We start from the raw sequence: 25753 nt of genomic DNA, 5'->3' as shown, positions 1-25753 counted from the left end.
TCAGCCATCACCGTTCAACACTGGCCAAGATTTGTCTGTCGGGTTTCGTTTGAGAACACTGTTCCCGTGGTCAAAATGCACCTTCCGTTATCAAGCGAAATCACCTCGTCAAAGACCACGGAACCCTTAGGAAGGCTCTCAACATAAACAATCACACGAACGCTGTTACGCGCAGCGTGGGGTATCACCACCTGCCGTTTCTGACCTAACAGAACCATCTTCTCTTCAGCGGCGCGCGCCCAAAGCTTGCCCGGCTCCTGAAAATTTACCTTGTAATGAACCGAAAGCGCGCTGTTTTGAAAGAGTGTGAGGATTGCAGGTGGTTTCGTCGCTGGAACAGGCGGCGTGCTTGTTTGTGGAACAGGCGTGGTTGTCTGGGGAGGCTCGGATGCACCATCTAAAACGTCGGTGCCGTCCAGCTTTTTGACGCTCCACTGCGCAGACAACCAACCTTTACTAGCGCCTCCCGCCACCAATGAGCTGTTTTCGATATGGAGCGTTGCATCATTGTAGAGGTTTATGAACCGGAGAAACGGTTCGTTCTCCACTCCCTCGATCTTCCATATCGCACGTCGATCATTTTCTTCAATATCGCCTGACAATGTGACGGGGCCGCTGCCATTTGAGTTGACCAGATAGGTCTCGGTCCAGCGATTGCGAATTCGGAAGCAACACATTTCAACTGGTTCGAGAACCCATTGCGCTCCCCAATATCCATCGGGGGCAACGCGGGTAATCACTCTGGTGCCATTGGGCGTGTCTATTCTTTGATCGGGTTTCCAACGATTTTCGAACCGATGCAAGCCGAATGCCTCAACCGATTCGTCGAAATCCGGTTTCCAATCCGCCGGTGTGGTTGTTGGCGGTGTGCTTGTAGGTGGAGTGCTTGCTGGCGGAGCGCTGGCAACTGTTGGTGGCCGCGAGGTAGGCGGCTGAGCCGCGGGCACGCGCGGCGACGGTGTTTGGCCGGTATTGCCGCCGGTGCTTGTGGGAGTGTTTGTGGAAGTTCTGGGCCTTGGATCACGATCATCTGCTGCGACCCTTGGGGGCGGGTTCGTTTCCCAAGGCGCGCGCGGTTCGCCTTGCGCGCCTTGTTGTGAAGTGCTGCGCGGCGGGTTGCTGGCCCATGCGGTGTTCGCCGATGGATTGCTGGGATCAAACCCGATAATGCCAAGCCCAAGTAAAACTTGGCCATCGGTGCGCGCTGTCAGTCCGCCAAATTCGCGGTTGCGACCGATATCGATTGTGCGCCGTCCATCGAAATTGCGAGAGAACACACCATACCCTTGAACATTGGTGCCCAGCTGAACACCGGCGAGCGCACCGTTGCGGCGGGTCCAAAGGTTGATCCGATTGACCCGTTCGTCGGCGCGCGGAGTGAATTCGAAAGTCTTACCAGCAGCTGATCCCATCGTGGCTGTCCACGTCGCTTCGCCGGTGGCGGGGTCCTGATACCGCAATTTGATGCCATAGATTTGTCGGTCGCGTGAATTCTCGTCTGCATAGACGCGCACCCCAATAATATCGGCGTCAGGCGGCACTGTAATGACCGTGTATGTGCCGCCTGGAGCGCCATGAGGCCGCGCCAATTCGTTCATGCGCTGAACATCGCTTTGGGCAAAGGCTGGCGCATCCACGCTGATCGACATGCCAAGGGTCAAAGCACAGGCCAGGCCGATGCTTTTGGTGCATTTGGCGCCCATGGTCCGCCGAATTCTTGCGGCGATGCTGCTTTGCTCTTTGATGTACTCGTTCGTCATAAAGACCCTTCGTTAGAATGTCGGTCAGGATTGCGCTGCGCAGAGGCAACGTCATGCCCTGATCAATAATTTGGCGTTACCCAGAGCGGTGCATCAGCGCCCCACATCTCGTAGGTCGAGCTGGTGCAGACGTCCGATATGCCCACAACCCCTGCCTCAATCACCTTTTCAAGCGTGGGTGTTGGCGGTTCGCGGCCATCCAGAGCCACATCCTTGACGGTTTTCTGGATAAGCTGACTGAGGTCGGATTGCTGCGATTTGGCGTAATCTTTGAGAGCCACGAAAGCTTGGCGAAACCAATTCAGATTGTTGTTACGGTTTGATTTGATCTGATCGTCAAACACCAGAACATTGGTGAATTCATATGTCGTGGTCCGCATGCCTGGCGATCGCAGTCGCGCAATTTTTGTTTGCCCACGGCTAACGACGAAGAATTGAGATCGCGGCAGCTTGACCTTACTTAGTCGATTGTAATTTGTGCCCACAATCGTCACGAAAAGCGTGCGGTCCGACTCATTCTTTAAGGTCAGTGTCCGATCGCCACTGCCTTTTTTAAGAGTGAGCGCGCCGTGATTGCATGGCCGCGTCGTATCAGACAGCAAGGGATGGCGTATCGCGTCTAATCTTAAAAAATATGCCTTTTGCGCGGCAATAGCACGGTCTTTTTCCTCTTGTATTTCCTCTGGCGTCCGCTCATCTTGACATCTTCCGGGCCCGTAATTGCGGTTAGGGTTGTTCGCGGAAGCTATCTGGTTCGAAACATAGCACCAGACCCGATTGGAAATGTTGTACGTGTTGGGCACACCGACACAATATCGCTTTGCCTCTTCGCGTTTTTTATAATTTCTATCGTAATCAACCGACAGATTTTTGCCTTGCTGCAATTGCAGCCACTGGCCGCGCATTTCTTGCATTTGGTCATAGGTTAGCTTGCCCGGGGCTTTACTCCATCCGTCGATATTGGCCTTGGCATAGTTGAAGATAAAGTTATAGAATTCCTGAGGCACCCGGCTGTGCGGAATTACACCATCGATCATATCGAAACACTGCTGTTCAAGCGGAGTTATTTTCACATTGTTGATCGGATCCGAAAGCTCCGTAAGTCGCCACTGTGCTGGCAAATAGTTGGGATAGGGAATTTCTCCCTCGGCCAGCAATCCATCATCATCCAAGTAAAGATATGTGCCCTTCCAACGGTTCTTTAGCCGGAAAAAACCACCGCCAACATCTTCGGACTGCCACATGGCGCTCCACCAACCCGGCTGTGCCTCGCTAAGCTCCAGCTTGCCGTTCTGGTTGTGAATGTAAGTGCCGCGCCATGCGTTTTTGAACCGGAAATATCGGCCTCCATCAGCGGATTCGACAGCCCATTTCGCACTAGCCCAGTTGGAAAGAATGGGGCCGGCTTCGGCTTTGCCATATTGGTTGTGGACATAATCGCGGCTCCAGCGATTCTCGATCCGCATGTACTGCGCGTTGGCGACAGTGGTCCAAAGGAAAAATACCGCTACAATCGACAACAGTATCATGCGTGGTGCCATTATCGAAGAACTTGTGCGCTGGATTGCAATCATAGAAGGCTCCCGTCCATTACCCGATGCGCTGAATGCCATGAATTGCGCAGAACGAAATCACCTGATCAGGTGATGGCCATCAACAGGCTCTTCTGCGATTATCCAATGCGGCGTGAAGGGCACCGTTCCAGTCATGAGGTGCAAACGATGATTAGCGTCGCAATTGTTGAAGATGATCCCGTGCTGCGGGCGGTATTGGCGGATAATATCAATGCGTCACGTGACATGCGTGTTGTCGCCCAAGCCGCCAACGTAGCCGAAGCGACGCCGCTTATTGCTGCGGGCGGCTATGATGTGATGTTGTGCGACCTTGGGCTTCCGGATGGCAGCGGCGTCGATGTAATCCGTAAAGAAGTGGCGTGCGGACGCGACACGGACATCCTTGTCATCACTGTATTCGCCAGCCAGAACAAAGTGCTTAGCGCAATCCAGGCGGGAGCGCGCGGATATCTGCTCAAGGATGAACGCATCGAGGAATGCTTGGATTCCATCCGTAATATTCGGGAGGGCGGGTCCCCTATCAGCCCGATAATTGCGCGCCAGCTTTTGGGGCAGATCAGGCAAGCACCCTCCCAATCAGAAGACGTGCAAGAGGGCGGCAATCAACACAGCCAAGATCATGCGACCGATGCACACAGCGCCCCGCAGCTGTCTGCGCGCGAATACGAAGTGCTCAATATGTTCGCGCGTGGGTTTTCTAACGCCGAATGTGCGGAGATATTGAACATCTCAGCCAACACCGTCGCCACTCATATCAAAAATATCTATCGCAAACTGGAGGTGAACAGCCGGGCAGAAGCGCTGTTCGAGGCATCATCGCATGGTTTGCTTTCACGTTAGACCGGGTAAGGCGTGATCCAATGGTCCGGCTCATCATCTTTTGCTTTTTGATCTTGGGCGCCCCGGCCTTTGCTGCGCCGAGCGCTTTTGCGCAGTTTGAGCATTCTGATGGTCAGATTATCGAATTCACTCAAGGTCAATACAGCATGGCCCCCGGCAAAATTGCGCCGACGAGCGGCTTTGCACCCGCCGCTACTCCCAATGTCTATCAGATCAATTGGGAGGGTTGGAAATTTGGTGACTATCACGCGGTAACAGGGCGCTTCCAGATTGAACGCACTGACCTCCCTGATGGCCCGTTGGCGCTTTATACGATCAGTACGCGCGACCAGTTTGTCGTGCTGATCAACGATGCTGAAGTGTTTCGCAACTTCGCAGATGTGAGTAACAAAAAGTTATCTTGGAACCGTCCCTATTTTATCTCTTTGGCCCCAGGCACCTTTAAGGAGGGCGCAAATACGATTGAAATTCGGACAGTATCGCAAGGGTCCGTTGGAGTCGGGCGGTTAATGGTCGGCGACAGTGCGGCTGTTCAATCCTATTACAGTTCGCAGTATTTCTGGCGCATCACCGCGCCGCAAATCGCCAATTACACCATGCTTTTGCTCGGCGTTTTGGTGTTCTTGTTCTGGATCGGGCGCAGGCACGAAATCGAGCTATTGTTCCTCGCGCTCTCAACATTTTTTTGGTTCGCGCGATATTATCATTTCTTCGCCGAGGATATTCCATTCGATCTACAGCTCTTCTCGGATATTTCCGAGAACGCTTCGTTGTATGGATCATGGTCCACGCTGGCATTCTATTTTTACTTTATCCGCGCTCGCCATGTTCAAAATATTGTAAGTGGCTTTTTCGTGATGGCGCTGTCGATCACTGTCATCCAAAAGGTCTTAGGCTTGGATTGGACAGTGTACTATTTATGGTCGTTCCTGCTGTCTGTTGCCATGGCGTTAGTCGGCATAGCTAGTCTGTGGCGCAATCGTAATCTGGAATATGGTGCGTTGGGATTGGCTATGGCTGCCACTCCGTTGTTTGCGATCATCGATATTTACGCAGCCTACCAATATGGCGGGTCAGGTGGGGCAATCTATCTCAGCGTCTTCATGCCGTTTTTATATACTTTCGCGTTCATTTTATCCTTCGGGAAGCGTGCTCTGGATGCTTTCGTCAGTGCTGAAAATGCTAACACCGTGCTTGAGAGCCGGATCGCAGAAACAAGAGCCGAACTTGCCGAAAGTGAAGAGGCGCGGCAGCAATTGCGTGTTGAGCAAGCTATTGCGACGGAGCATGGCCGTTTAATGCAGGAAATGCATGATGGTATAGGTTCAAACCTGGTGACCGCTTTGGCCGTTGCAAGGCAGCAAGACATGCCAAGCAGCACGGTGAAAGTCCTTTCAAATGCTCTCAACGACCTGAAATTGACTGTCGACTCGTTGGAGCCAGTTGAGGGCGATGTCGTTGCTCTGATTGGGAATTTGAGACACCGAATGGCCGCAGATTTGAAAGCGGCTGCGATCGAATGCAAATGGGAGGTGGAGCCTTGCGGCAACCTGCCATGGCTCGATGCGACCAATGCCCTTCACGTCCTCAGGATTTTCCAAGAAGCGATAAGCAACGCGGTCGCACACTCTAAGGCGAGCGTGATGAGTATCGGATGCAAGGAAGCGCAGCATGACGATGTATCTGGCGTCGAAGTTCATATAATCGATAATGGTGTGGGCTTTGCTCCGGACACCGTGTCTCAAGGCAAAGGGTTGACCAGCATGAATGCGCGGGCCGAAGCTTTGCATGGTGTATTGAGACGCCACAGTTCTATCGGCAGTGGCACTCAAATCACGCTTTGGTTGCCGTACAAAAGAAGTCGCTGAGAAAATATAAAAAGAACAAGCACTTATGTGGTTTTAGCAGAGCGCACTCGCTATGCCATTCCTGACGCCATAAGCGAATGATGCCTGTCCTGGATCTGGTTTGGGTCTATTTTAACAGACCGATACGGGTCCGCTTTTCGTCCCAAGATCAACGGGAAAGCGCGTTATCGCAATGGAATTTAGCGTGGTTTTGACGCGCCGGTTGAACATTGCTGGAAACGCTCGACCCGAAGGGGCAAACGGATTGAGCACGCATCCGATGAGCGACAGCTCCGGCTTCATAAGAATGGCGCGACGTGCAAGGTCGGTTTCAGTGTCGGTCTGTCAAACGGCTATCCACTTTCGGCGGACGGCCGCGACGATTTGAAATTGTTGCCGCTATTCGAGCTGATCGAGAAAGCCTCTGACCTCCGTAGCAAAGACGCTGCACCTCGGAATTGAAACGGGCTGTTTAAGCGAGGGCTTTCCTCAAAGCAGACGATCCGCAATCGACCTCAGTTTGAGCTATCGGAATATGACCGAACTGGGGGCACTTCGCGCTACCCATGTTTCAGGAGGCTTGCTGACTGATTTGCAATGGTGTGGGTCGACGCTTCTTGCGTTCCCAAGCCGGTTAATCCGAGGACTATCATCTCTTGCAGTTTTCCAGCCGCTTCAGCCTGTGAGAGGCTATTTTCAACAACGAGGGCCATCAGTGCGACGCACAACCCGAGCCAATAGAGAACAGCCATTTCCACGCTTTGCGTCCTGATTAGATCAGCGGCGCAGCACGCCTCGATGTCTGCGAAGATCCCTTCGTTGAGAGGATAGTCCTTTGTGGTCGCGCCTGCGTTCATCCGTAGGAGGACCAAGGTCCGAGTACGGTTCTCAAGCGCGTATTTCGTGACTTCTCGCATGCCGCCAACCAATCTCTCCAACGGGTTTTCGACATCAGAGTTGGCGTGGCTGATTTGCGCTTCGATTTCGCCGCGAATGTGTATGGCGATGGCGGCTTTGAAGCCATCTTTGTCACCAAAGTGATTAAAGAAGCTGCCTTTCCCCACACCAGCCGCTGAGATGAGGTCGTCAATCGGGATCGCTTCGACCGAACGATCCGCCAGCAGTTCAAACCCGGCATTTAGCAAGGCGTTTCGGGTCCGCGTTGCGCGATCGGGCTTGGCTTCCTCCATAAGCGCGCTTCTAGTTGAGAGTTGACTATTTGGTCAAGTTTCGTATTTGACCAGATAGTCAACTCAGTTTTGGAAAGGGAATCGGGCCATGAGCGTCATCACAATCGAAGACATCGCACATGTCCGCTTCGCCGCGCCTGATCTTACCAAAATGCAGGCGTTCTTGACGGATTTCGGGCTTGAGAACTGGATGGATAACGACGGGTTTCTGTACGGGAAAGGCAGCGATGGGGCGCCATTCAGTCACTCGACAGAGCAAGGCTCGGCTGGATTTCGCGGGCTTGGACTTCGCGCAAATAGTATTGAAGAGCTTGAGCGCTTGGCGCAGCACGAAAACGTTCCGGTCCAAGCGCTTGAAGCTCCGGGCGGCGGCCATGTTGTCCGACTTCAAGACCCGGATGGGTTTTGTGTTGAAGTGGTCTCGGGACAATCTTTCTCCTCCGTCCAACACCTTTCTGAAGGCCCAGCGCGCAACTCGGCGGCGCACAAAGCACGCCTGCGCTCAGCCGTGCGCCTTAAACCGGGCCCATCGCATGTTCGGCGCCTCGGTCACTGCGTGCTCAACGTTTCAGACTTCCGCACGTCAGAGCGGTGGTACAAAGATCGTTTCGGCTTCATCACGTCCGATGAGATTGAAGCCTCAAGCGGGACAGCGATTGGTGCGTTCATGCGCTGTGACCGCGGGGACCAGCCGACCGACCATCACACATTGTTTCTTACACAATTGCCGGAAAAGCCGGGCTTTATGCATGCGGCCTTTGAAGTTGCATGTTTGGACGATCTTATGCTTGGCCATGCGCACCTCAAAGCGCAAAAGCGCCAAGCGGCTTGGGGGATCGGGCGCCATGTTCTCGGCAGCCAGATATTCGACTACTGGAAAGACCCATGGGGCCACGAACTGGAACACTGGACCGACGGTGATCTGTTCACGGCCAGCGATGGCTCCAACACAGCGACGGTCGACGATTTGCTGTCGGTCCAATGGGGCATGCCCAACCCGGTTTTTGCTGGAGCATTGAGACCCAGTCCGGGCGTTCTCAGCTTTGTCTTGAGCCTCAATGCCAAGCTCAGAAGCTTTTTCCGACGCTCGTCCGCCCAATCCCAAAACAACCGGGCCTAATCAGCGTCCAGAGCGCCGCCCGACAGGAGAGATTTAATGCCAGTGAATATCGCTCGATTTGAGCACAAGTCTCGAACAAATTGGGGCGTAGTAGAGGGCGACCATGTCAAACCGCTGGAAGCCAGGTTCGCGACCACGGGCAGTTTTGTCGGAGCCGCCTCGATCGAAGCGATCAAGGCGACGAAGAGCGAAGCGATCCCGCTTGCCAATGTCAGGCTCTTGAGCCCCGTCACCCGCAACCAACAATTTGTTTGCCAAGGCGCCAATTATCGCCAGCACATGCTGGAATCAGGCATCGATCCCGATGCTAAGCACTTCAACATGATCTTCACCAAGGCAGCGAGCTGCATCGTCGCGGCGGACAGCCCCGTTGTGATGCCCAAGGCGGTCCGCTTTCTCGATTACGAGATTGAGCTTGGTCTGATCATGCGCCGCTCAATTACAGTCCCCACCGAAGTCACCGCTGAGAATTTGGCGGATTACGTGGCTGGCATCACCGTGGTGAACGACTACTCCGCGCGCGACATCCAGATTCCGCAGATGCAGTTCTATAAAGGCAAGAGTTTTCGCACCTTTGGCCCGATTGGTCCGTGGCTTACGCTTTTAGAGCCTGACGACTACGCCAAGCTCGATCAGCTGGAACTCACACTAAAAGTTGATGGGGAAGTGCGCCAGCAAGACACCACCGCCAACCTGGTTTACGGACCGGCCGACACGCTGACAGAGCTAAGCGCGGTCCAAGACTTTGCGCCTGGCGATTTGCTCGCCACTGGCACGCCAGCCGGGTGCGCGCTCTCAATTCCATCGTCTGGGAAGCAAAAGGTCGCCGCGCTTCTGCCCGAAGCCAAGAAGTGGGAGCTGTTCCTAAAAGCACAGGCAGGGCGGACGCAATATTTGCGCCCCGGTCAAGTCGTCACATCGCATATCGGATCACCCGATGGGGCGATCGATCTTGGCACCCAACGCAATGTAGTGGTCGCGGAAGAGCAAGGAGTGGCTTGAGGTGGCCTTGCACTCACCCCAAGGCGCATCACAGCTCGACTACCGCGTGGCGCAAAAGGTCCTCCATTGGCTTATTGGGATCGCGATCATGCTTGACCTGTTTATCGCGCAGAAATTCGGCGGGGTGATGGAGGATTGGGACCGATTTGAATCGCGCAGCGACCACGCCTCTTTGGGCACGCTGGTTGCGGTGTTCTTTGCCATCCGCCTTTATCTCAGAATTAAGCACGGGGCGCCTCCGTTGCCAGATGACATTCCTGCTTGGCAGGCGCGGTTGGCCCATACGGCGCATTGGGCGTTGTACGGTTTGATCGGGTTGTTGATTGTTTCCGGCATCGCCGCAGCCATTAACGCGAACTCGGCGGTCTCGCCTTTCGGGTTATTTGTTTATGGCGATGGTGTTGGCAACGCCGACTTGTTTGCCGCGATCCGCACCGTGCATGCGTTGGCTACGGAAGCGATTATCGTTTTGATCGTCGTGCATGTAGCCGCCGCGCTCTATCATCTGGCCTCAAAGCACCATCGGCATTTGACGCTGCGCATGCTGCGTTTTTGGCGAAGCGAGACGCCCAGATCATGACCGTTCTAGGATGCGCACTTCTTGGGTTGATAGCCCTTGCGCTCGCATGGTTTGCCATAGAGAAATCGCGCCGCCGTACGCACCCTGTAACAGGCGGAATTGATCGCTCCATTTCGCTGCCACACTCTGCCGAGGTCGAGCTATACAGTAACGCCTTTTCGCATTGTTCGCGCAAGACTCGGCTGGTTCTCGCTGAACTCGGCATCGAAACCAAACACCACGCCGTCGATCTCATCGAAACTGGCTGGTATCAGACGATCAGTGCCGATTATCTAAAGGTGAACCCGTCGGGCCTCGTGCCGACTTTGGTCCATCAGGGCCATCCCGTTTTCGAATCCGACGACATTCTCGCCTACGCACAAAACATCGCGCGCGCCGGCGCACTGCGGTTGGTTCCCGGAGATCCAAAAAAGCTTGCGGAGATGAACGACTGGCTGGATTTCTGCGCGATCTCGAGCGGGGATGCGATGGAGGGCATGGAGAGCCGCGCCGGAGCGTGCATTCCGGGCCTCACCATGCCGCTGTTTGTCACCGCCATTCAGCACATCCCGCTGCGCAACATTCTCGTGGGTTTTCTGTTTCATTTCGACAAAAAGCGCCCGGCGCTCTTCACTGCATCCAAGCTGCTTGGTCTGCGATTCATGATGGAACGCTCACCTGCACGCGCGATCATGCACCAAAGCCGCGATCACATGCGCGCGCATCTGGTGCGATTAAACGCGGCGCTTGACCAGGATGGGCGCGACTGGATTTTGGGGGGCGACTATACGCTGGCCGACATCACGCTCGCCAGTGTGCTTCTGCGTCTTGATGAAACGGGGTGGCTCGAATGGTTCGAACAGACTGAAACCATTGAGCATGTCAGCGGCTATTACAGCCGATTGAAAGCGCGCAGCGCTTGGACTCAGGCCATTACCGCGCACGCTCACCCCATTGTTGAGCAAGCAAAAAGCGAACTGCGTGAGGCTGTTTTTCAAGATCCGGCGCTGGGCGAGATGATTTACGGGCGCATCGGCTCTGCATCCGTCGTATCGAAGGGGTCGCCCTGATGGTGATGCTTCAGGAATGCGATATCCAGACAAAAGAAGTGCTGGATTGGAAAGGACTACACCTCTTCCATTTCAAAGGTTCGACATGCTCGCAAAAGATCAGGATCTTTTTGCGGCTTAAGGGCATCGAGTGGACCTCGCATCATCTGGATCTGGCGCGCAAACAGCATCTGACGCCCTTCTACATGGGCATCAATCCGCGCGGGCTCGTCCCCACATTGGTGCACGATGGAAAGGTGATTATCGAGAGCAACGATATCCTTGCCTATCTCGAAGCGCAGTTCCCCGAGCCAGCGCTCACCCCCAGTGGCGAGAGCGGGCGCATAGCTACGCTGCTCAAGGCGGAGGATGATCTGCACCTAGATATACGCGCGCTGACCATGCGTTTTGTGTTCCCGTCCTTCCTGACCAAGCGGCTCGAGAAGGACATCTCAGCTTATGAGCGCGCCGGCAGCGGCACAGTCGAAGGCGAGCGGGATGAGCACCGTGAGCATGAGATGACGTTCTGGCGTGATATGAACACCAATGGCGGGATCACAGATGGGCAGGCTGATAAGGCGGTCGCGCGCTTTCGAGAGGCGCTCAATCGCTTCGAAGAAGGGCTCGGTCATCATCGCTATCTGGCGGGTGATAGCCTGACTTTGGTCGATATAGCTTGGTACATTTACGCGCGGCGATTGCTTGCGGCTGGCTATCCGATGGCTCGCTGGCACCCGTCCTTCTCGGCATGGTTTGATCAACTCGATGCGCGCTCCGAATTTCGCGATGAAGTTCCGTCGGGCGGCATTGTAGGCGCGATCGCCGCGACGCTGCACGCGGCGCAAAGGCTCAAAGGCAGCACGCTCGAAGATGTCATCACAAAATCACAAAGGCCGGCAACGTGACGAGCTCCGCTACAATCCAAACCGATGTCGCGATAATCGGCGCGGGTCCAACCGGGCTCATGCTGGCCAATCTGCTTGGTCTTCACGGCGTGCAAACGACCGTCTTTGAAAAGCGTAAGACGCCGTTCAGCGAACCGCGCGCCATCGCGTTCGATCCGGAAACCTTGCGCCTGTTTCAGACAGTAGGCTGCTATGAAGCGCTTAGCGAAACGCTCGAACTGGACGTGCCGGTCCACTACTTCAACGCCAACGGCAAAACCCTTGCGCACATATCCGACGGCCCTCCTTCGTTCGGCCATTCAGGACGGGGAACCTATTATCAACCCGAGCTTGAAGCGGCGCTGATCAAGGGATTAGCCGACCGACCAAGTGTCACACTAAAGCGCGGTATTGAGGTGATCGGGCTGGAAAACGGTCGCGATGCAGTCGATCTGAAGCTGCGATCAACCTCTGATCAAATGCGATCCTGCTCCGCTTCCTATGTGGTGGATTGCAGTGGGGGCGCGAGCGCTGTGCGAGGTCAATTAGGCATCCAGTTCGAAGGCAGCACATTTCGCGAGAAATGGCTCGTCATCGATGTGCAAGGCGATGATTATGAGGGGCGCGAAATCCGTTTCTTCTGCGATCCCAAGCGCCCCGCTGTGACCTTACCGGTCTCAAAAAACCGTCGGCGCTGGGAGTTCCTGGTAATGCCGGGCGACGACGAGGTTGAGCTCGCCAGTCACGAAAGCGCGCGGGCCCTTATGGCGGGCTATGGAGCAGGCAAGGCGGACAGAATCGAGCGGAGCCTAGTTTACACCTTCCATGCGCGCTTTGCCGACCGTTTCCGCGAAGGGCGCGTGCTGCTTGCGGGGGACTCAGCGCACGTAATGCCGCCCTTTGCAGGCCAAGGCCTCAACAGCGGGATGCGTGACGCGGCAAATCTCGCTTGGAAGCTGGCAGGTGCTGTATCCGGCGTGTTCAGTGACGCTATTCTCGACACCTATGAACAAGAACGGCGACCCCATGTGAAGGCTATGACCGACCTTGCCATTGAGCTTGGCGGCACCATCATGCCGACAAGCGCGATCAAGGCGTGGTTTCGCGATCGGATTATGCTGACCTCATGGCGCTTCCAGCGCACTCGGGACAAGATGAACCGCGGCGATATGATCCCCAAGCCGAGCATCGCAGGATCCCCGCTCGTAAACTGGGCCCGTTCAGAAGCTGTTGGCCAAATGATTGACCAGCCGATGGTTCAGAACGGCGATCTCCGCGCGCCGCTCGATGACCTGCTGGGACTTGGGTTTGCTGCAATTGGTGTGAATTGCGACATCAACGAAGAGCTCAGTTGGGAAGACCAAGCGGTGCTCGACCAGATAGGCGCAAACAGGGTTTCGCTCTCCAGTGGTTCAAACGCCGCCAATCGGCGCGACGGCAATGAACAGGCGGGCTTGCTTGCGGAGTGTTTTGGACAGGGAAAGACCATTGCGCTTGTGCGGCCTGATCGATTTGTGATCGACGCGTTCGCACCTTCGAAAGGTCCGCCTCAGCTTGCGTGGATTTCAAAAAACTACGCCGTAAACCAGCCGACCGAACCACATGTCGCTGCGAAACCGCCAGTCGAGGCTTAGTAAGCCGAGGTCAGTGAGCCCTTGATCCTGTGCACTCCAATCGATCAGCGTATTTGGATCCAAGAAACCCGCGCTTACATCACCGCAGGGACGCGCCACGATGCTCAAGGCTTCTTGCTTCGGTACTTGGAGTTGTAATTGGTAACTCAAACATGTCCGGACCGCTCATGCATCTCCCTCATGAGCACGCCTTGGTTGGAAATCCCTGGCGCCGCCGAAATACTTTGCTCGTCCACTGAAAATGCCGCCCGTGCCTCGCTTGGCGGTACACCGTATAGTTTCTTGAACGCTGTCGAGAATTGGCTGGATCCGGCAAAGCCAAGCTCCCGCGCGATCTGGTTCACCGGAGCATCCGGCTGGTCGAAGAGCATCACGCTCAGAGCACGCTCAAGCCTGCGCCGGGAAATGTACCGGGACACACCGCCAAATTCCTCGAAAGTGCGATAGATGACGGCGCGCGATGCCGGGAATGACTCGATAAGCATTTCAGCCGACAATCCCGAATTGTGCAAATTTTCCTCGATGAAACGAAGCATCGGGGCCTGCCATTTGGGTCCGCCGACAGAAGTCAAATCAACGTCATCCAGTAAGCCGTCTAGGTGCGTCTCCAGCACACCCCGCAGCATTCGCGCCAAACGTTGCCCGGTGAGCAGGTCCACTGATTTAAGGCTATTGATGAAGGTTTCGATCGAAGAAGCGATGAACTTTGTTTCAGGATCGTCTGCGCGCAAGATCTTGTATCCAAAGCCGCTCGCACGTTCATCGCCGAGTGAGGCGACCGACATGCTGACGAAACGGCCCGCATAGGCTTCCACATCGGCGACGAGGGGGACGGTGTTCGACATGACCATTATATCGCCCGGCACAAGCTGACCCATCTCACCGTCGATAATGCCGTCGAGCCGACCTTCAGTGGCAACATGATAACGAATGGCATCAACAGGAGGCGTGCCGCGCTGACGTGACCATCGAAGATTCATGTCGATTTGGGTTGTCGCTGCAAGCTCCGCGAAAACCCACAGCTCGCCGCTCAGCGAAAATTTCTGCGGGTCGCCCGGAAGTGGAAGAAGGGTGTTTCCTCCCCCGAGAAGATCATGGCCAAGCCGCAGGCCCTCCTCGAGCGGGAGCCCGCGCGTATCCAACCGCATCGGCTGAAGTGGTTTATCTTCAATCGTCATCGTTTCATTTTCTGGACTTTTGTCCAGGTTGTTTTCCGCCCGGAGTGCGAACCCGAAAGGCGAGGAGCATCATTCTGTGATTGGGACCTTACCAGTTTCACTGAATGCGGAAAGCCTCGGATCGGCGAGAGTTTTCTCAGCGTCTCTTTTTCGTTTAGCGAGCGTCTCAATCTGTGGGTTCAGTAGTCTTCCCAATGATTATATTAACCTTCATCGCCATAGCCCCGTCCCCATCACTCACGCGCTCTGGCGCGATCAGAACTGACGGGAACCGTACACCATGAAGACCACACATCTGCTCCTTAGCGCCAGCGCTCTTGCCCTTGTTGGAACCGCCACGCTCGCGCCTGAAGAGGCCAAGGCCGAAGAATGCCTTCTCGATACCGCTGACGATGATGAGGTCACCGAGTTTGGAGATACCGATGGCGGAGCGAATGGCAGCGGCAACAATGCCTTGGCCTGCGGACCCGATGCCGTCGCCACAGGTGACGACGCAACAGCGCTTGGCAATTCTGCAGAGGCGACCGGCGACGATTCGACAGCGCTTGGCTCCAATGCTGTAGCATCAAGAGTGGGCGCAGTTGCGATCGGCGGAGACGGCATGGACGCGGACGATCCCAACGATTCGTCAGTTCAAATCGGCGCGCAGGCGACTGGCAATTTTTCCGTGGCTCTAGGAACAGACACCCTCGCCAGCGGTTTTGGCGCGGTAGCTGTTGGCAATGCCAGCAGCGCGACCGGCAATCGCTCAGCCGCTCTTGGTGATTCCAGCGTCGCAAGCGGACTGCGATCATCAGCATTCGGCTATCAGGCCTCAGCGAACGCTACCGACTCGACTGCCGTGGGAACGGCGGCAAGCGCCTCCGGGTTCGGGGCGCTCGCACTGGGCAATGCCAGCAGCGCCAGCGGCAACCGCGCCGTCGCCGTGGGCGATGCAAGTGTTGCAAGCGGCCTGCAGGGCACTGCCGTAGGCTATCAGGCGAGCGCGACGGGTTTAGGCGGAGTGGCGCTTGGTGACGGTGCCGACAGCCGGAATTCCAGATCCATTGCGATCGGCGCGGCGGACGCGACTCATATATCGGCTATTGGCATCGGAAGCGGCGCGACGGCAATTGCGGATCAAGCTATTGCGATTGGTGACACTGTAACTGCGGATGCAAATCGCGCAATTGCGATTGGGCGGTTTGCCTACAGCAATGGAACAGCAGGTATTGCGTTTGGCAACTCCGCTGTGACCCTCGAAATCAATGGCGTTGCGATTGGCAGCAGCGCCTTCAGCAATGCCGCAGGCGCGGTATCTATCGGTGGATCATCCAACTCCGAAGGGCTCAATTCAGTCGCGGTTGGTGCCGACACTTACGCCAATGCCGACGGGGCAATTGCAATCGGTGATGATGCAGAAGGACAAGGAACGGCCTCCATCGCGCTGGGTGCAAGTGTCGCCAATGGACAGGCGAATGACGGCAGCGCCCTTTCGAGCAACACCCAGGCCGACGGTTTCCGCTCCACGGCTCTCGGTGCCGGTGCCACCGTCACAAGCGGCGCGGATGACGCGATCGCTTTGGGCACCTTCGCCGGAAGCTCGGGTGTGGGCGCTATTGCCATTGGCGCGGACGGCGCGGATGCAGAGGATACCTTCTGCATCACGCTCGACGCAGATGGCATCACGTGCCTCGATGAAGGCACCGGACCGGCAGTTGGCGCTCAGGCGAGCGGCAATTACGCCGTCGCTCTGGGGGCGGACAGCAGCGCAGCTGGATCGAGCGCAGTGGCTATTGGAGACCAAGCGAACGCAAGCGGCCTGTCCTCAATCGCTCTGGGAGGCGACGGAACGGATAGCGATTCCAATGGCGCGCAAGCCACCAGCAGTTTCGCCGTCGCTATCGGACCCGACGCTAATGCCTCTTCGGTCAGTACAGTTGCACTTGGCACCGGCGCACTCGCCTCGGGCCTGACAGCCACCGCCCTTGGCGAACGCTCCGAAGCGACAGCTACAAACGCTACTGCCGTTGGATCGCGTGCTTCGGCCAGCGCGACAGACTCATCGGCTTTTGGTGACAGCGCGGAGGCTACTGCTGTAGGGTCTGTCGCTCTCGGCGCCGATGCTAGCGCGCAGGCGGCTGGCAGTATCGCTATGGGCTTCAGCTCGGGCGCGTCCCACGTTGGGGGCGTTGCCGTTGGCGATGACGCCGATGCCGAAGGAACAGGCTCGGTGGCCCTTGGCAAAAGCTCCTCTACAATCGATGACTATTCGATTGCTATCGGAGAGCGTGCGGGCACAGCAGGTGAAGGAGCCATTGCGGCAGGTTATCGCGCCAGTGTCGAGGGTCTGGGGGCCATCGCGATTGGTTCAGAGATAGCAAACGGACAAAACGCTCAAGGTGATGAGATCGGAGAGAGAACCTTCGCCGAAGGCGATCGCTCCATCGCTTTTGGCGCTGGCGCGATCACATCCGCCGACGCGGATGATGCGATCGCTTTGGGCACCTTCGCCGGAAGCTCGGGTGTGGGCGCAATCGCAATCGGCGGAGACGGTGATGATGCAGAGGATACCTTCTGCATTACACTTGACGCAGATGGCGTCACTTGCCTTGATGAAGGAACAAGCCTAGCCACCGGTGCCCAGGCGAGCGGCAATTACGCCGTTGCTTTGGGGTCAGACGCCAATGCGAGCGGATTGCGCTCTGCCGCCATTGGCGACAACGCCGCCGCCACGGGCGATTTCGGCATTGCAATCGGGTATAACTCCGTTGCCAGCGGAAATGACACAGTTGCTATCGGCATTAACGCTGTGGCCCCTGCAAATGACGCTGTCGCGCTTGGCAATGCGGCATTGGCTGGTGGCGCTGATGCTACTGCGTTGGGTGCAGGCGCTTTTGCAGGTGCAAGTGATGCGACTTCAGTCGGTTCAGGCGCCTTGGCTATTGGCGAACGCAGCATTGCTCTGGGTCGAGCCATCATTGCATCAGGCGAAGGCTCCATAGCCATCGGCAGCGACGGACCGGACACCGACGATCCTAACGACAGCTCGGTCCGCATCGGCGCTCTCGCCACGGGCGACTACTCCGTAGCTCTAGGCGCCGACACGGAAGCCAGCGCGGAAAATACCGTGGCCATTGGCGTCGGATCATCGGCCACAGCGGCCCGTTCCGTGGCAATGGGGTATGGCGCAGCAGCGTCGTTCTTTGATGCCATCGCAATCGGCACCAACGCCGTTTCTTCGGGTAACAATTCCGTCGCTATTGGGGAATCAAGTGAGGCCATCGAAGGGTTTTCCGTCGCGCTCGGCGCATTTGCTTCGGCAACTGAGGTCTCGGCAGTCGCGCTAGGGAACGGAACTCTGGCAAGCGAAGGAAGCACAGTGGCCTTGGGTAGTCGTGCGCAGGCAACTGCGGAAAGATCGATCGCGATCGGCTCTCTATCGGTGGCTGATGTGGCCGACACAGTCTCCTTTGGCCGCGCTGAAGTTCTTGATGATCCCGCGACCTCCGGGGTCGACGAAAGTCGGCCAGGCATCACTCGCCGCCTGACATATGTTGCTGATGGCACGGCAGACAGCGACGCGGCGACTGTGGGCCAGCTCAATGCAGCTGTCGCGGGCGCAGGCTTCGCCAGCAGCGACTATGTGATTGTCAATTCGACCGGCAATCCCGCTAGCGCTTCCGGTAGCGATGCGATTGCCATCGGCAGCCAGACCTCCGCAGGTGGAGCAGGGTCGACGGCGATCGGGTTTGATGCTTGGGCCGCAGGCGATGGCGCATTTGCTGGCGGCGAGAACGCCGATGCGCGCGGGACGGCGTCCATTGCTCTCGGCTCGGAAATTTTGAACGGGCAGACCGGAGACGGCTCTCTTGTGCCCTCAAGAACGCTTGCGCGCGGCAATCTCTCCATTGCCTTGGGCGCAGCCGCCACCGTATTCCCTGGTGCTGATCGTGCTATCGCAATGGGCACATTCGCTTTCGCCAGCGGGGAAGGGGCGGTCGCGATTGGCTCTGACGGGACAGACGCAGAGGAAACCTTCTGCATCACTTTCGACGCCGACGGCGTCACCTGCCTTGTCGAAGGGGTCGGTCGCCAGGCCGGGGCGCAAGCCTTGGGAGCATATTCTGTGGCACTTGGGGCAGATAGCTATGCAACCGGCGGCAGTGCAGTTGCCATCGGCGACAACGCCTATGCCTTCGCAGACCAAAGCATAGCTGTGGGCAGAGGCAGCGAGACAAGGGCATTCGATGCCATTGCAGTCGGGTCCAACAGTTTCGCGTCCGGCGTTGGCGCTTCCGCTTTCGGTGTCGATTCAGAAGCGAGTGCGGGTACCAGCCTTGCTCTGGGTTCTTCGGCCCTGGCCAACGCAGTCGATGCGGTCGCGCTGGGATCTGATGCTGTTGCTACTGCCGAAGGAGCGACTGCTATCGGCTTCGCTTCTGTTGCCGATGTCGAGAACACCATTTCGGTTGGTTCGAGCAGCAATCAGCGCCGCATCCTGAACTTGGCCGATGGCACGGCAGACAGCGACGCGGCGACTGTGGGCCAGCTCAATGCGGCGGTCGCGGGCGCTTCCATCCCGCAGATCGCCATCAGAAGTGGTGCTGCCGCAACGGCAACTGGAACTGACTCAATCGCGATTGGTATCAATGCCGTCGCACGAGAAGACGAGACAATCGCATTTGGAGATGGCGCCAACACAAACGCGGAAGCGTCAATCGCAATCGGTGCGGATGCGTCCACAACCGGAAGCGGAAACAACATCGCATTCGGTTTAGGCGCAAGTTCCACAGCCAGAGACTCGGTGGCGATCGGTTCTTACTCGGTTGCGAACCAAGCAAACACGATCTCTGTGGGTTCAGCCGGAGCAGAGCGCCGGATCACCAATGTGGCTGATGGTACAGCCGATACCGACGCGGCGACGATAGCCCAGCTTAACGCTGTGGCGGCGAGCGCAGGCTTCGCCAGCAGCGACTATGTGATTGTCAATTCGACCGGCAATCCCGCTAGCGCTTCCGGTTCCGAAGCAATTGCTATCGGCAGCCAGAGCTCGGCAAGCGCGACACGAACCGTTGCATTAGGTGCCGATGCCTTCGCAAGTGGGACCGGAGCCGTAGCCATTGGCGAAGGCGCCGCTGCTTCCAGAAGCAGTGCGACCGCGCTTGGTACAGGCGCCAATGCGGCGGGCAACTCGGCATTGGCCGCGGGCTCAGGTGCATCGGTCACCGCGGCCAATTCCGTTGCATTGGGCACTGGTTCAGCTGCCTCAGCCACTAGCAGTGTGGCTCTGGGACACGGATCGGTCGCGGATGTCGCGAACACCGTGTCAGTCGGTGACGCGGGTGCGGAGCGCAGGATCGTCAATGTTGCAAATGGCACCGCCAACAGCGATGCGGCGACGGTCGGTCAGGTTAACACGGCAATTGCCGGTATCGCGGCCAATGGCTCCACCTATCTGGCGACCAACTCGAGCGGCACGGCGGCGAGTGCTACTGGCACCGATGCGCTAGCCCTCGGCACCGGAACCACTGCTTCGGGCAGTAACTCCACCGCAATCGGCGGGGATACCCCGGTTGAGAATGATGGCGACGGCGCGGAGGCGACCGGAGACTTTGCAATTGCAGTGGGCAACGATGCCACGGCAAGCGGCGCGCTCAGCTATGCGCTCGGCGCGTTGACCGAAGCGACCGGGATCAACTCGACCGCCATCGGCACTTTCGCGCGCGCGACCGCCAATGGTGCGGTGGCGCTGGGCGGGTCATCAACAGCCTCGGGCGTTAACTCGATGACAGTCGGGCAGGCCGCGACAGCTGCCTTTGACCAGTCACTAGCAATCGGTTTCCGGGCGTTCACCACGCGGGCGAACCAGATCGTGATAGGCGGTCCTTCGGCGACGATCACGATGCCGAGCCTGCCGACCTTAGATTCCAATGCGGCGCAATCCGGATCGCTGTTCTATGTCACGGTCGATGCGGACGGGAATCTTGGCTTTACCGACATGATAACCTCCCCTGGACTGACTACGCACGCTAGCCCAGCTGGCACATCTGCTCCGGCCATTGTAGCTGCAACCCAGCCGACATCGGCACCGACGTCGGTATCGGTACCGGCAACTGCAACTGCAACTGCACCGGCAACAGCAACGGCACCATCCAACGCCCCCGTAATCAGCGCAACCAGCGTGGATGGCGGACCAGCTGGCGTGCCGGGAGCAGGCATCGCAACCGCCGATGCGTCGCGTTCAATCCAGACCAGCACGCCGGCACAAGGCGGCGAGGAATCGGTCGCCCCGGGACGCCCAGTGACGGAAATCGCATCCGAACGCATGCCTGCACGCGTAGCAATGGACGATGCGACACAGAATGTGCCGGAGCCTCCTGCCGATGTTGATTTTGATGCAGGGACGCGGCAGGTCTCCACTCCAGCAAGCAGTGCGCTTGCGGCGGCCAACACGCCAAGCCTCGCGCCTATCGTGAGTCAGGTCACAGATGCACAGTTCAGCCAGCTTGCAAGCCGGGTCACCACTCTCGAAGGGCAGGTCGACACGCTCTTTGACCTTGCCGGAACGATCGACCGCGACGCACAGCGTGGCATCGCGTCGATTGCCGCGCAGGCGAACCCGCACTTCCCGAGCGAAGCTGGCAAGACCAGTTACGCCAGCAATGTGGCGACCTATCGCGGTGAGGTAGGAGTATCGCTGGGTCTGACGCATCGCTTCGAAGGTGACATCGCGATCACCGGCGGGGTCACCTATGCGGGCGGCAACTCAACCGCAGTGCGCGCCGGGATCGCCGGTGAGTTCTGACCGCTTGGAGTCTCACGGTTCAACTCTGGATGGAGGGGCTCTCATGGCCTCTCCATCTTCGTGTGCGAATATCCAATGAGTGCCCTAGCTCGAGACCGTTGAGCGTCATTGATGGTCAGCCTCATCAGCTCGAGCCCGAACTTCTTGTCCCAAGGCTATCCAGTGTAGCGAAGTTGCCGCGCTAGCCCTATGATCTGTCTGGCATCGGATCCGGGAGCCAGCGTCCATCTGCGCCGGCTGAGCGCTGCTTAGTTAGGGACCGAGCGTCGGCAGTAGAATCGTTTCCGTCGAAGGAACACTCCACGAGGACGATCTCCTAGCAGTCTGTCGTAGCACTCTGCGGTTCGATCAGCGTCGCGTTTGCGGGGAGAATTGGAGGATCGTGGACTGCTACGATGTAGCAGATGGTCGGAGCAAGTGTTGGATGAGGATCGTCTCTCAGACGATTCATCAGCGCTTTCAGGATCATAGGAAAATCTGGTGCCAGAAGAGGACTCGCAGCTTTAACATAAGCTACTGTTTGAACGTCTTTTTTTACCGTTATTTCCACGTTTGACCCCCAAACCGACCCCCAAGGCGGCGTTAAAGGGCTCATATCACAATGATGTCTGGCTCTGAGCTAAACAGAGGTGTCGTCCCACTCTCCCGATTGAGATGGACCGACGGTCCAAAAATGTGGTGGCAATGGAAGGCGATAGTGTCGGCATGCCATCATTATGACCGGCCACAGGTTAGTTCGTGATGCTGATAGCTCGTAAAAAGCCTGACTTGCTTCGATTTCTTTCTCGATCAACTCGATCACCTTCTCAGACCCATTTTCGAGATCGAAACCATCCAGTCCAACACCATGCCTCGCGGAATTCCGGTAGAGGTGATCTTCGGTTGCGCTGTCGGGAAGCCAAAGCTGAAACGTACAATGTTCCATACCCTTGGCACTGAAGTCAGCAATGTCGCTCAAAGCTTGCTCGTGGCGCAAGATCGCCAACCAGATCGCAAGTGTGGGATAGAGGATTGAGCCGGCGGTTACTTCTTTTCGATATTCGTCAGATGGCTGCGGGTGCTCCGCCAAGTCGGAATATTCCTGCAAAGTGCATGGATAGTAACCGCCACGCCGGTATGCCATCATCGTTGCGTAGGCGATCTGTTCGACCCACTTGTGAATGGAATCGTGGCGTCCCTGTTGAGCAAGAAACAGGCACGCCAGCATTATCTCGATGGCGTGGTCATCTTTGATCGGCGTGAAATAGACAGGGTTGTTCTCAACCATATTGATGAGCGTTCGCTCAACTCGCTCTATCTCCGCATTGAACTGGTCAAGAACCTCATCGGCTGTATCGTCTGGAAGTCGGTTTCGCGTCAACAATATCCAGAATCCGTGTAGCGCAACCCTTCCCATCGCATCGAAGAGCTTCAGATTAACATCCAGCGGCGAAGACGATGGCACCGAGGATGCAAGAGCATCTCTGGCTTCGGTCAGAGGAAAAACGTGCTTTTCGAGATAAGCCTCGCCAATACTCCGCTGGAGCTGAATGATCTTATTGACCGCGCTTTCTAACTCGGTTGCTACCTTCGACCGCTTCTCAAATTGATCGCGAGTCAGGTGCCATGTCCAAAGCACCGCAAGCTCACTGCATAGGTAAGCTGCTTCGAGATTCTTCACATCGCGGCACCAAACAAAAATAGTCCACGCTGCGAGGTAAATCTGGCGAACCGCCGTTAGCCGGGCGGCCTTTGTCTTGAAATCCTGAGAAGCGAGCTCAGCAATGACGCCATAGAAATGTGTTAGGCAAACTTGAGGTTCATCAACAAATGCAACTGCCTTGCGGAAGTTCGACTGGACTTCCTTCGGGAATATCTTCTCACGCAAGAGTCCCGTTGCGATCAGGTCTGCAAGATGATCTCCGTTCCACTCCTCGAATTCGATCTGCTGAGCAACGGTGTTCTTATCGACAAAGCTATCGACCGTTGGACGAATGTCCTCATGGATATCACCGCCAAAACACATGGTAATTACGACCGGGAGGTCCTGATAGCGTTTCGGAATGTGTTTCGGGATGTAGTAATCGAGTATTTCGTTGAGTGACGGGCGCAGCGCCTGCTGGCCGACATCCCAATCTGTGCGCTTCAAATCGCCAGATTTTATTGAAAGTAGGAAAAGTGCCTTGTCACCGGTCTTTGGCCAAGTGCCGATGGCTGCAACATCTACGCCGTATTGCTTCGTCCCCCTCTTGGGGCGAGAGATCACATTAAAACCGACTTCACTCAGAATGTCTGGCAATACGACATCCAGCTCATCGCGTTCCTTGAGCGACGTTAGGTATTGTTTGAGGAGTGCCTTCATTGGGGTCGTTCCTCCAACCGAAAGCGCAACCTCAAATAGGCAAGCCTTTCCGGACAGTGAACTTCCATTCGGGGAATTGGCGTCGAAGACTCGTGCGATTGGTAAAGCATTTCATGCCTAGTCGGTTCATCCGCCCCAGACCCATAGACATAGGACACTGCACCACGCCCGTAGAGCATCGTCTTGGTGTGGATCAAAGAAAGGAAGACCGACGATTTGTGGGCTTGCTTCGCAATCTGATGCTGCTCTTTGCGCTTTCGATCCCATTGGGCTTGACGCTCTGGTGGCGACGGCTTGAATGCATCGTTGCCTTGGCCATCAGAAAGACCGTTCAGGTATTCATCTCTTGCTTTCTTAAGCCGCTTCACCGACGGCTTCAATTTCGATGAAGTGTCGAGCACACTTTCAAACAGGGCAATATCACCTGGGTAATTCCCAAGCCAGAATGACGCAATTTCGTCTTCCATTGCCTTGAGCGCGTCTCCAGAAAGGAGTTCGAGGCATGCCGCCAGCAGCGAGACCGCCGGTCCGCGATAAAGCATCAAATAGGCGAAAACCTTCTGGACGAGATAGAAGAGCTCATCCTCCGAAAGGTCATGCGGGGCTAGATCGAAGGGATAGAGCTTTACATCAAGCGGAGGGAAAACTCTCGCCGCCGCTTCGCCTAAAGTTTGGCGTCCATCAAGCAGAAGTTCGACGATATACCAGCAAAGGACACTCGGAGGTTCCCCGGCCAACTTGTGCTTCGTCGAATCAATTGCATCAATTCCGATGGCCTGCGGGTCGCCGGTCAGCATCCCCTTGATGACGCGCAACACCAAGTCACGCTCAGTATCAAGATCAAGCCCGTAGAGTACCATATCGATCAGATCGATGGTTTGCGCCTGATCCGCCTGGACATTGGGGATGAGGGCGAAGATGCTCTCTTTGAGAGAGGTGGGATGCTTGATCTTTTCAAGTATCAACCCGTGGACAAGCTCGTTAAGAACTGCAGGGGGCGGGTTGTTGCACGCTGCTTGTAGAGCCTCAAACAACTGCGGGGGCTTATCTTTTGGGTCTTCGATGCCCTGCAAACGCCGATGAATAGCGCTGATGGCATTCACACGATCGCTTTCCAACGATGCGGGGCCAGAGCGCTTCACAAGGAAGTCGTTGGCCGATTGCAGGTGTTCTCCACTTAGCTCCATATAGCCAAGCGCCATTACGGCGTGGCGGCGCATGACCGGACGTTGATCATCGCAGATGGCCACAGAACGAGTCACCGCCTCATCAGCGTTCACCTTGGCGAGAGCTAGTAAAGTGCCTAGCAGGAGTGGGCTATCGCGCGAGTCAGCCTCCAAAGCGGCGAGCACTTCCGAGCTTTTGGAAGTGCGAGAATCCAGCCATTTCTCGAACATGGAAATGGCAGTGTGCTCTGATCCCGGCTGCTCGCACAAATCAATCAACACGTGACTGATATCCATCGCCACGGATGGCTCACAATCAATCTGCGGCAATACCTCTGCCAGAACCTGCTCAATCCGGCGAGATGTTGTTTGTGTCAGCCCAGAAAGTGTGCGCGCGCTGAACTCGGACATGAAGTCCAACTCGCCATCCTGGACAAGGCTTACAAAAGCGGAAGCGACATTTTCGACCTCACCATAAGGCACTTCTGCCAAATGGCTAAGCAGATGCTCGTTGGCAATAGCATCGCGCAAGTCAGAAATTTGGCTGTTTATTTCGCTCATCCATATCCCCCGCAGTAAATTAGCAGAACAACCATCTGTAAATAGGGCAGCTTGTGTGGAATGCCAGCAAGACAGATGTCTGCTGGCACATTTGCGATCAGTCGTATTACGATCAAGTTTGGTGAGTGATGCGATCACTCGTGCATGAACTAGGTACAATGAAAGCGGATCGATGGATGGCACAAACCATTTTTCTTACGCCCGATAGGCGGCATCAGGATGCGGTATGGCAATCATCCCTAGGACTTCTCTGTCGCAACC

The 25753-nt window shown here is 56.4% G+C and carries 15 protein-coding genes; 9 read left to right on the top strand and 6 right to left on the bottom strand.

What is annotated here, in order from left to right:
- Positions 1 to 14: 14 nt before the first annotated feature.
- The gene (locus MWU39_RS11290; RefSeq protein WP_247160120.1) at positions 15 to 1760 is read right to left on the bottom strand and encodes a hypothetical protein; all 1746 of its coding nucleotides are present in this window, start codon (positions 1758 to 1760) and stop codon (positions 15 to 17) included.
- A 62-nt stretch (positions 1761 to 1822) separates the two neighbouring features.
- Positions 1823 to 3301 (bottom strand): RICIN domain-containing protein, encoded by a 1479-nt coding sequence (locus MWU39_RS11285; RefSeq protein WP_247160118.1) that lies wholly within the window; start codon positions 3299 to 3301, stop codon positions 1823 to 1825.
- Between the two features lie 180 nt (positions 3302 to 3481).
- Here MWU39_RS11285 and MWU39_RS11280 point away from each other — a divergent pair, with 180 nt between their 5' ends.
- Positions 3482 to 4174, top strand: a complete 693-nt coding sequence (locus MWU39_RS11280; protein ID WP_247160116.1) for a response regulator transcription factor — start codon at positions 3482 to 3484, stop codon at positions 4172 to 4174.
- A 20-nt stretch (positions 4175 to 4194) separates the two neighbouring features.
- Entirely contained in the window at positions 4195 to 6042 is a 1848-nt protein-coding gene (locus MWU39_RS11275; RefSeq protein WP_247160115.1) for a sensor histidine kinase, read from the top strand.
- A gap of 539 nt (positions 6043 to 6581) precedes the next feature.
- Here the strand turns inward: MWU39_RS11275 and MWU39_RS11270 are convergent.
- On the bottom strand, positions 6582 to 7211 hold the full coding sequence (locus MWU39_RS11270; RefSeq protein ID WP_247160113.1) for a TetR/AcrR family transcriptional regulator: 630 nt from the start codon (positions 7209 to 7211) through the stop codon (positions 6582 to 6584).
- Between the two features lie 88 nt (positions 7212 to 7299).
- Between MWU39_RS11270 and MWU39_RS11265 the strand changes: the two genes are divergently transcribed.
- The 6 genes from MWU39_RS11265 to MWU39_RS11240 are packed head-to-tail and all read left to right on the top strand — an operon-like array spanning position 7300 to position 13459.
- Positions 7300 to 8331, top strand: a complete 1032-nt coding sequence (locus MWU39_RS11265; RefSeq protein WP_247160111.1) for a VOC family protein — start codon at positions 7300 to 7302, stop codon at positions 8329 to 8331.
- 36 nt (positions 8332 to 8367) lie between these two features.
- Positions 8368 to 9333, top strand: a complete 966-nt coding sequence (locus MWU39_RS11260) for a fumarylacetoacetate hydrolase family protein (protein WP_247160110.1) — start codon at positions 8368 to 8370, stop codon at positions 9331 to 9333.
- Position 9334: 1 nt separating this feature from the next.
- Positions 9335 to 9913, top strand: coding sequence for a cytochrome b/b6 domain-containing protein (locus MWU39_RS11255; protein WP_247160108.1), 579 nt, complete (start codon positions 9335 to 9337; stop codon positions 9911 to 9913).
- Positions 9910 to 10962 (top strand): glutathione S-transferase family protein, encoded by a 1053-nt coding sequence (locus tag MWU39_RS11250; protein ID WP_247160106.1) that lies wholly within the window; start codon positions 9910 to 9912, stop codon positions 10960 to 10962. The genes MWU39_RS11255 and MWU39_RS11250 overlap by 4 nt, the downstream gene beginning before the upstream one ends.
- A complete protein-coding gene (locus MWU39_RS11245) occupies positions 10962 to 11846 on the top strand; it encodes a glutathione S-transferase family protein (protein ID WP_247160105.1) in 885 nt (294 codons plus the stop codon). Before MWU39_RS11250 ends, MWU39_RS11245 begins: the two co-directional genes overlap by 1 nt.
- Positions 11843 to 13459, top strand: a complete 1617-nt coding sequence (locus tag MWU39_RS11240) for a bifunctional 3-(3-hydroxy-phenyl)propionate/3-hydroxycinnamic acid hydroxylase (RefSeq protein WP_247160103.1) — start codon at positions 11843 to 11845, stop codon at positions 13457 to 13459. The genes MWU39_RS11245 and MWU39_RS11240 overlap by 4 nt, the downstream gene beginning before the upstream one ends.
- A gap of 146 nt (positions 13460 to 13605) precedes the next feature.
- On the opposite strand, the gene MWU39_RS11235 is transcribed toward MWU39_RS11240, so the two are convergent.
- The gene (locus MWU39_RS11235; protein WP_247160102.1) at positions 13606 to 14637 is read right to left on the bottom strand and encodes an AraC family transcriptional regulator; all 1032 of its coding nucleotides are present in this window, start codon (positions 14635 to 14637) and stop codon (positions 13606 to 13608) included.
- A gap of 280 nt (positions 14638 to 14917) precedes the next feature.
- Here MWU39_RS11235 and MWU39_RS11230 point away from each other — a divergent pair, with 280 nt between their 5' ends.
- The gene (locus tag MWU39_RS11230) at positions 14918 to 21424 is read left to right on the top strand and encodes a YadA-like family protein (RefSeq protein WP_247160100.1); all 6507 of its coding nucleotides are present in this window, start codon (positions 14918 to 14920) and stop codon (positions 21422 to 21424) included.
- A 619-nt stretch (positions 21425 to 22043) separates the two neighbouring features.
- Here MWU39_RS11230 and MWU39_RS11225 read toward each other — a convergent pair.
- On the bottom strand, positions 22044 to 23702 hold the full coding sequence (locus MWU39_RS11225) for a hypothetical protein (protein WP_247160099.1): 1659 nt from the start codon (positions 23700 to 23702) through the stop codon (positions 22044 to 22046).
- 59 nt (positions 23703 to 23761) lie between these two features.
- Entirely contained in the window at positions 23762 to 25630 is a 1869-nt protein-coding gene (locus MWU39_RS11220; protein WP_247160097.1) for a hypothetical protein, read from the bottom strand.
- Positions 25631 to 25753 lie beyond the last annotated feature (123 nt).

Source organism: Erythrobacter sp. F6033 (assembly GCF_023016005.1).
Lineage (GTDB): Bacteria > Pseudomonadota > Alphaproteobacteria > Sphingomonadales > Sphingomonadaceae > Erythrobacter.
The sequence above is the reverse complement of the archived record's forward strand: the minus strand, read 5'-3'. Positions and strand labels throughout refer to the sequence as shown.

Excerpts from the sequence above, each read along its gene's own strand:
- MWU39_RS11290 (WP_247160120.1), bottom strand. The coding sequence starts at position 1,760 with ATGACGAACGAGTACATCAAAGAGCAAAGCAGCATCGCCGCAAGAATT.
- MWU39_RS11285 (WP_247160118.1), bottom strand. The coding sequence starts at position 3,301 with ATGGCACCACGCATGATACTGTTGTCGATTGTAGCGGTATTTTTCCTT.
- MWU39_RS11280 (WP_247160116.1), top strand. The coding sequence starts at position 3,482 with ATGATTAGCGTCGCAATTGTTGAAGATGATCCCGTGCTGCGGGCGGTA.
- MWU39_RS11275 (WP_247160115.1), top strand. The coding sequence starts at position 4,195 with ATGGTCCGGCTCATCATCTTTTGCTTTTTGATCTTGGGCGCCCCGGCC.
- MWU39_RS11270 (WP_247160113.1), bottom strand. The coding sequence starts at position 7,211 with ATGGAGGAAGCCAAGCCCGATCGCGCAACGCGGACCCGAAACGCCTTG.
- MWU39_RS11265 (WP_247160111.1), top strand. The coding sequence starts at position 7,300 with ATGAGCGTCATCACAATCGAAGACATCGCACATGTCCGCTTCGCCGCG.
- MWU39_RS11260 (WP_247160110.1), top strand. The coding sequence starts at position 8,368 with ATGCCAGTGAATATCGCTCGATTTGAGCACAAGTCTCGAACAAATTGG.
- MWU39_RS11250 (WP_247160106.1), top strand. The coding sequence starts at position 9,910 with ATGACCGTTCTAGGATGCGCACTTCTTGGGTTGATAGCCCTTGCGCTC.
- MWU39_RS11245 (WP_247160105.1), top strand. The coding sequence starts at position 10,962 with ATGGTGATGCTTCAGGAATGCGATATCCAGACAAAAGAAGTGCTGGAT.
- MWU39_RS11235 (WP_247160102.1), bottom strand. The coding sequence starts at position 14,637 with ATGACGATTGAAGATAAACCACTTCAGCCGATGCGGTTGGATACGCGC.
- MWU39_RS11230 (WP_247160100.1), top strand. The coding sequence starts at position 14,918 with ATGAAGACCACACATCTGCTCCTTAGCGCCAGCGCTCTTGCCCTTGTT.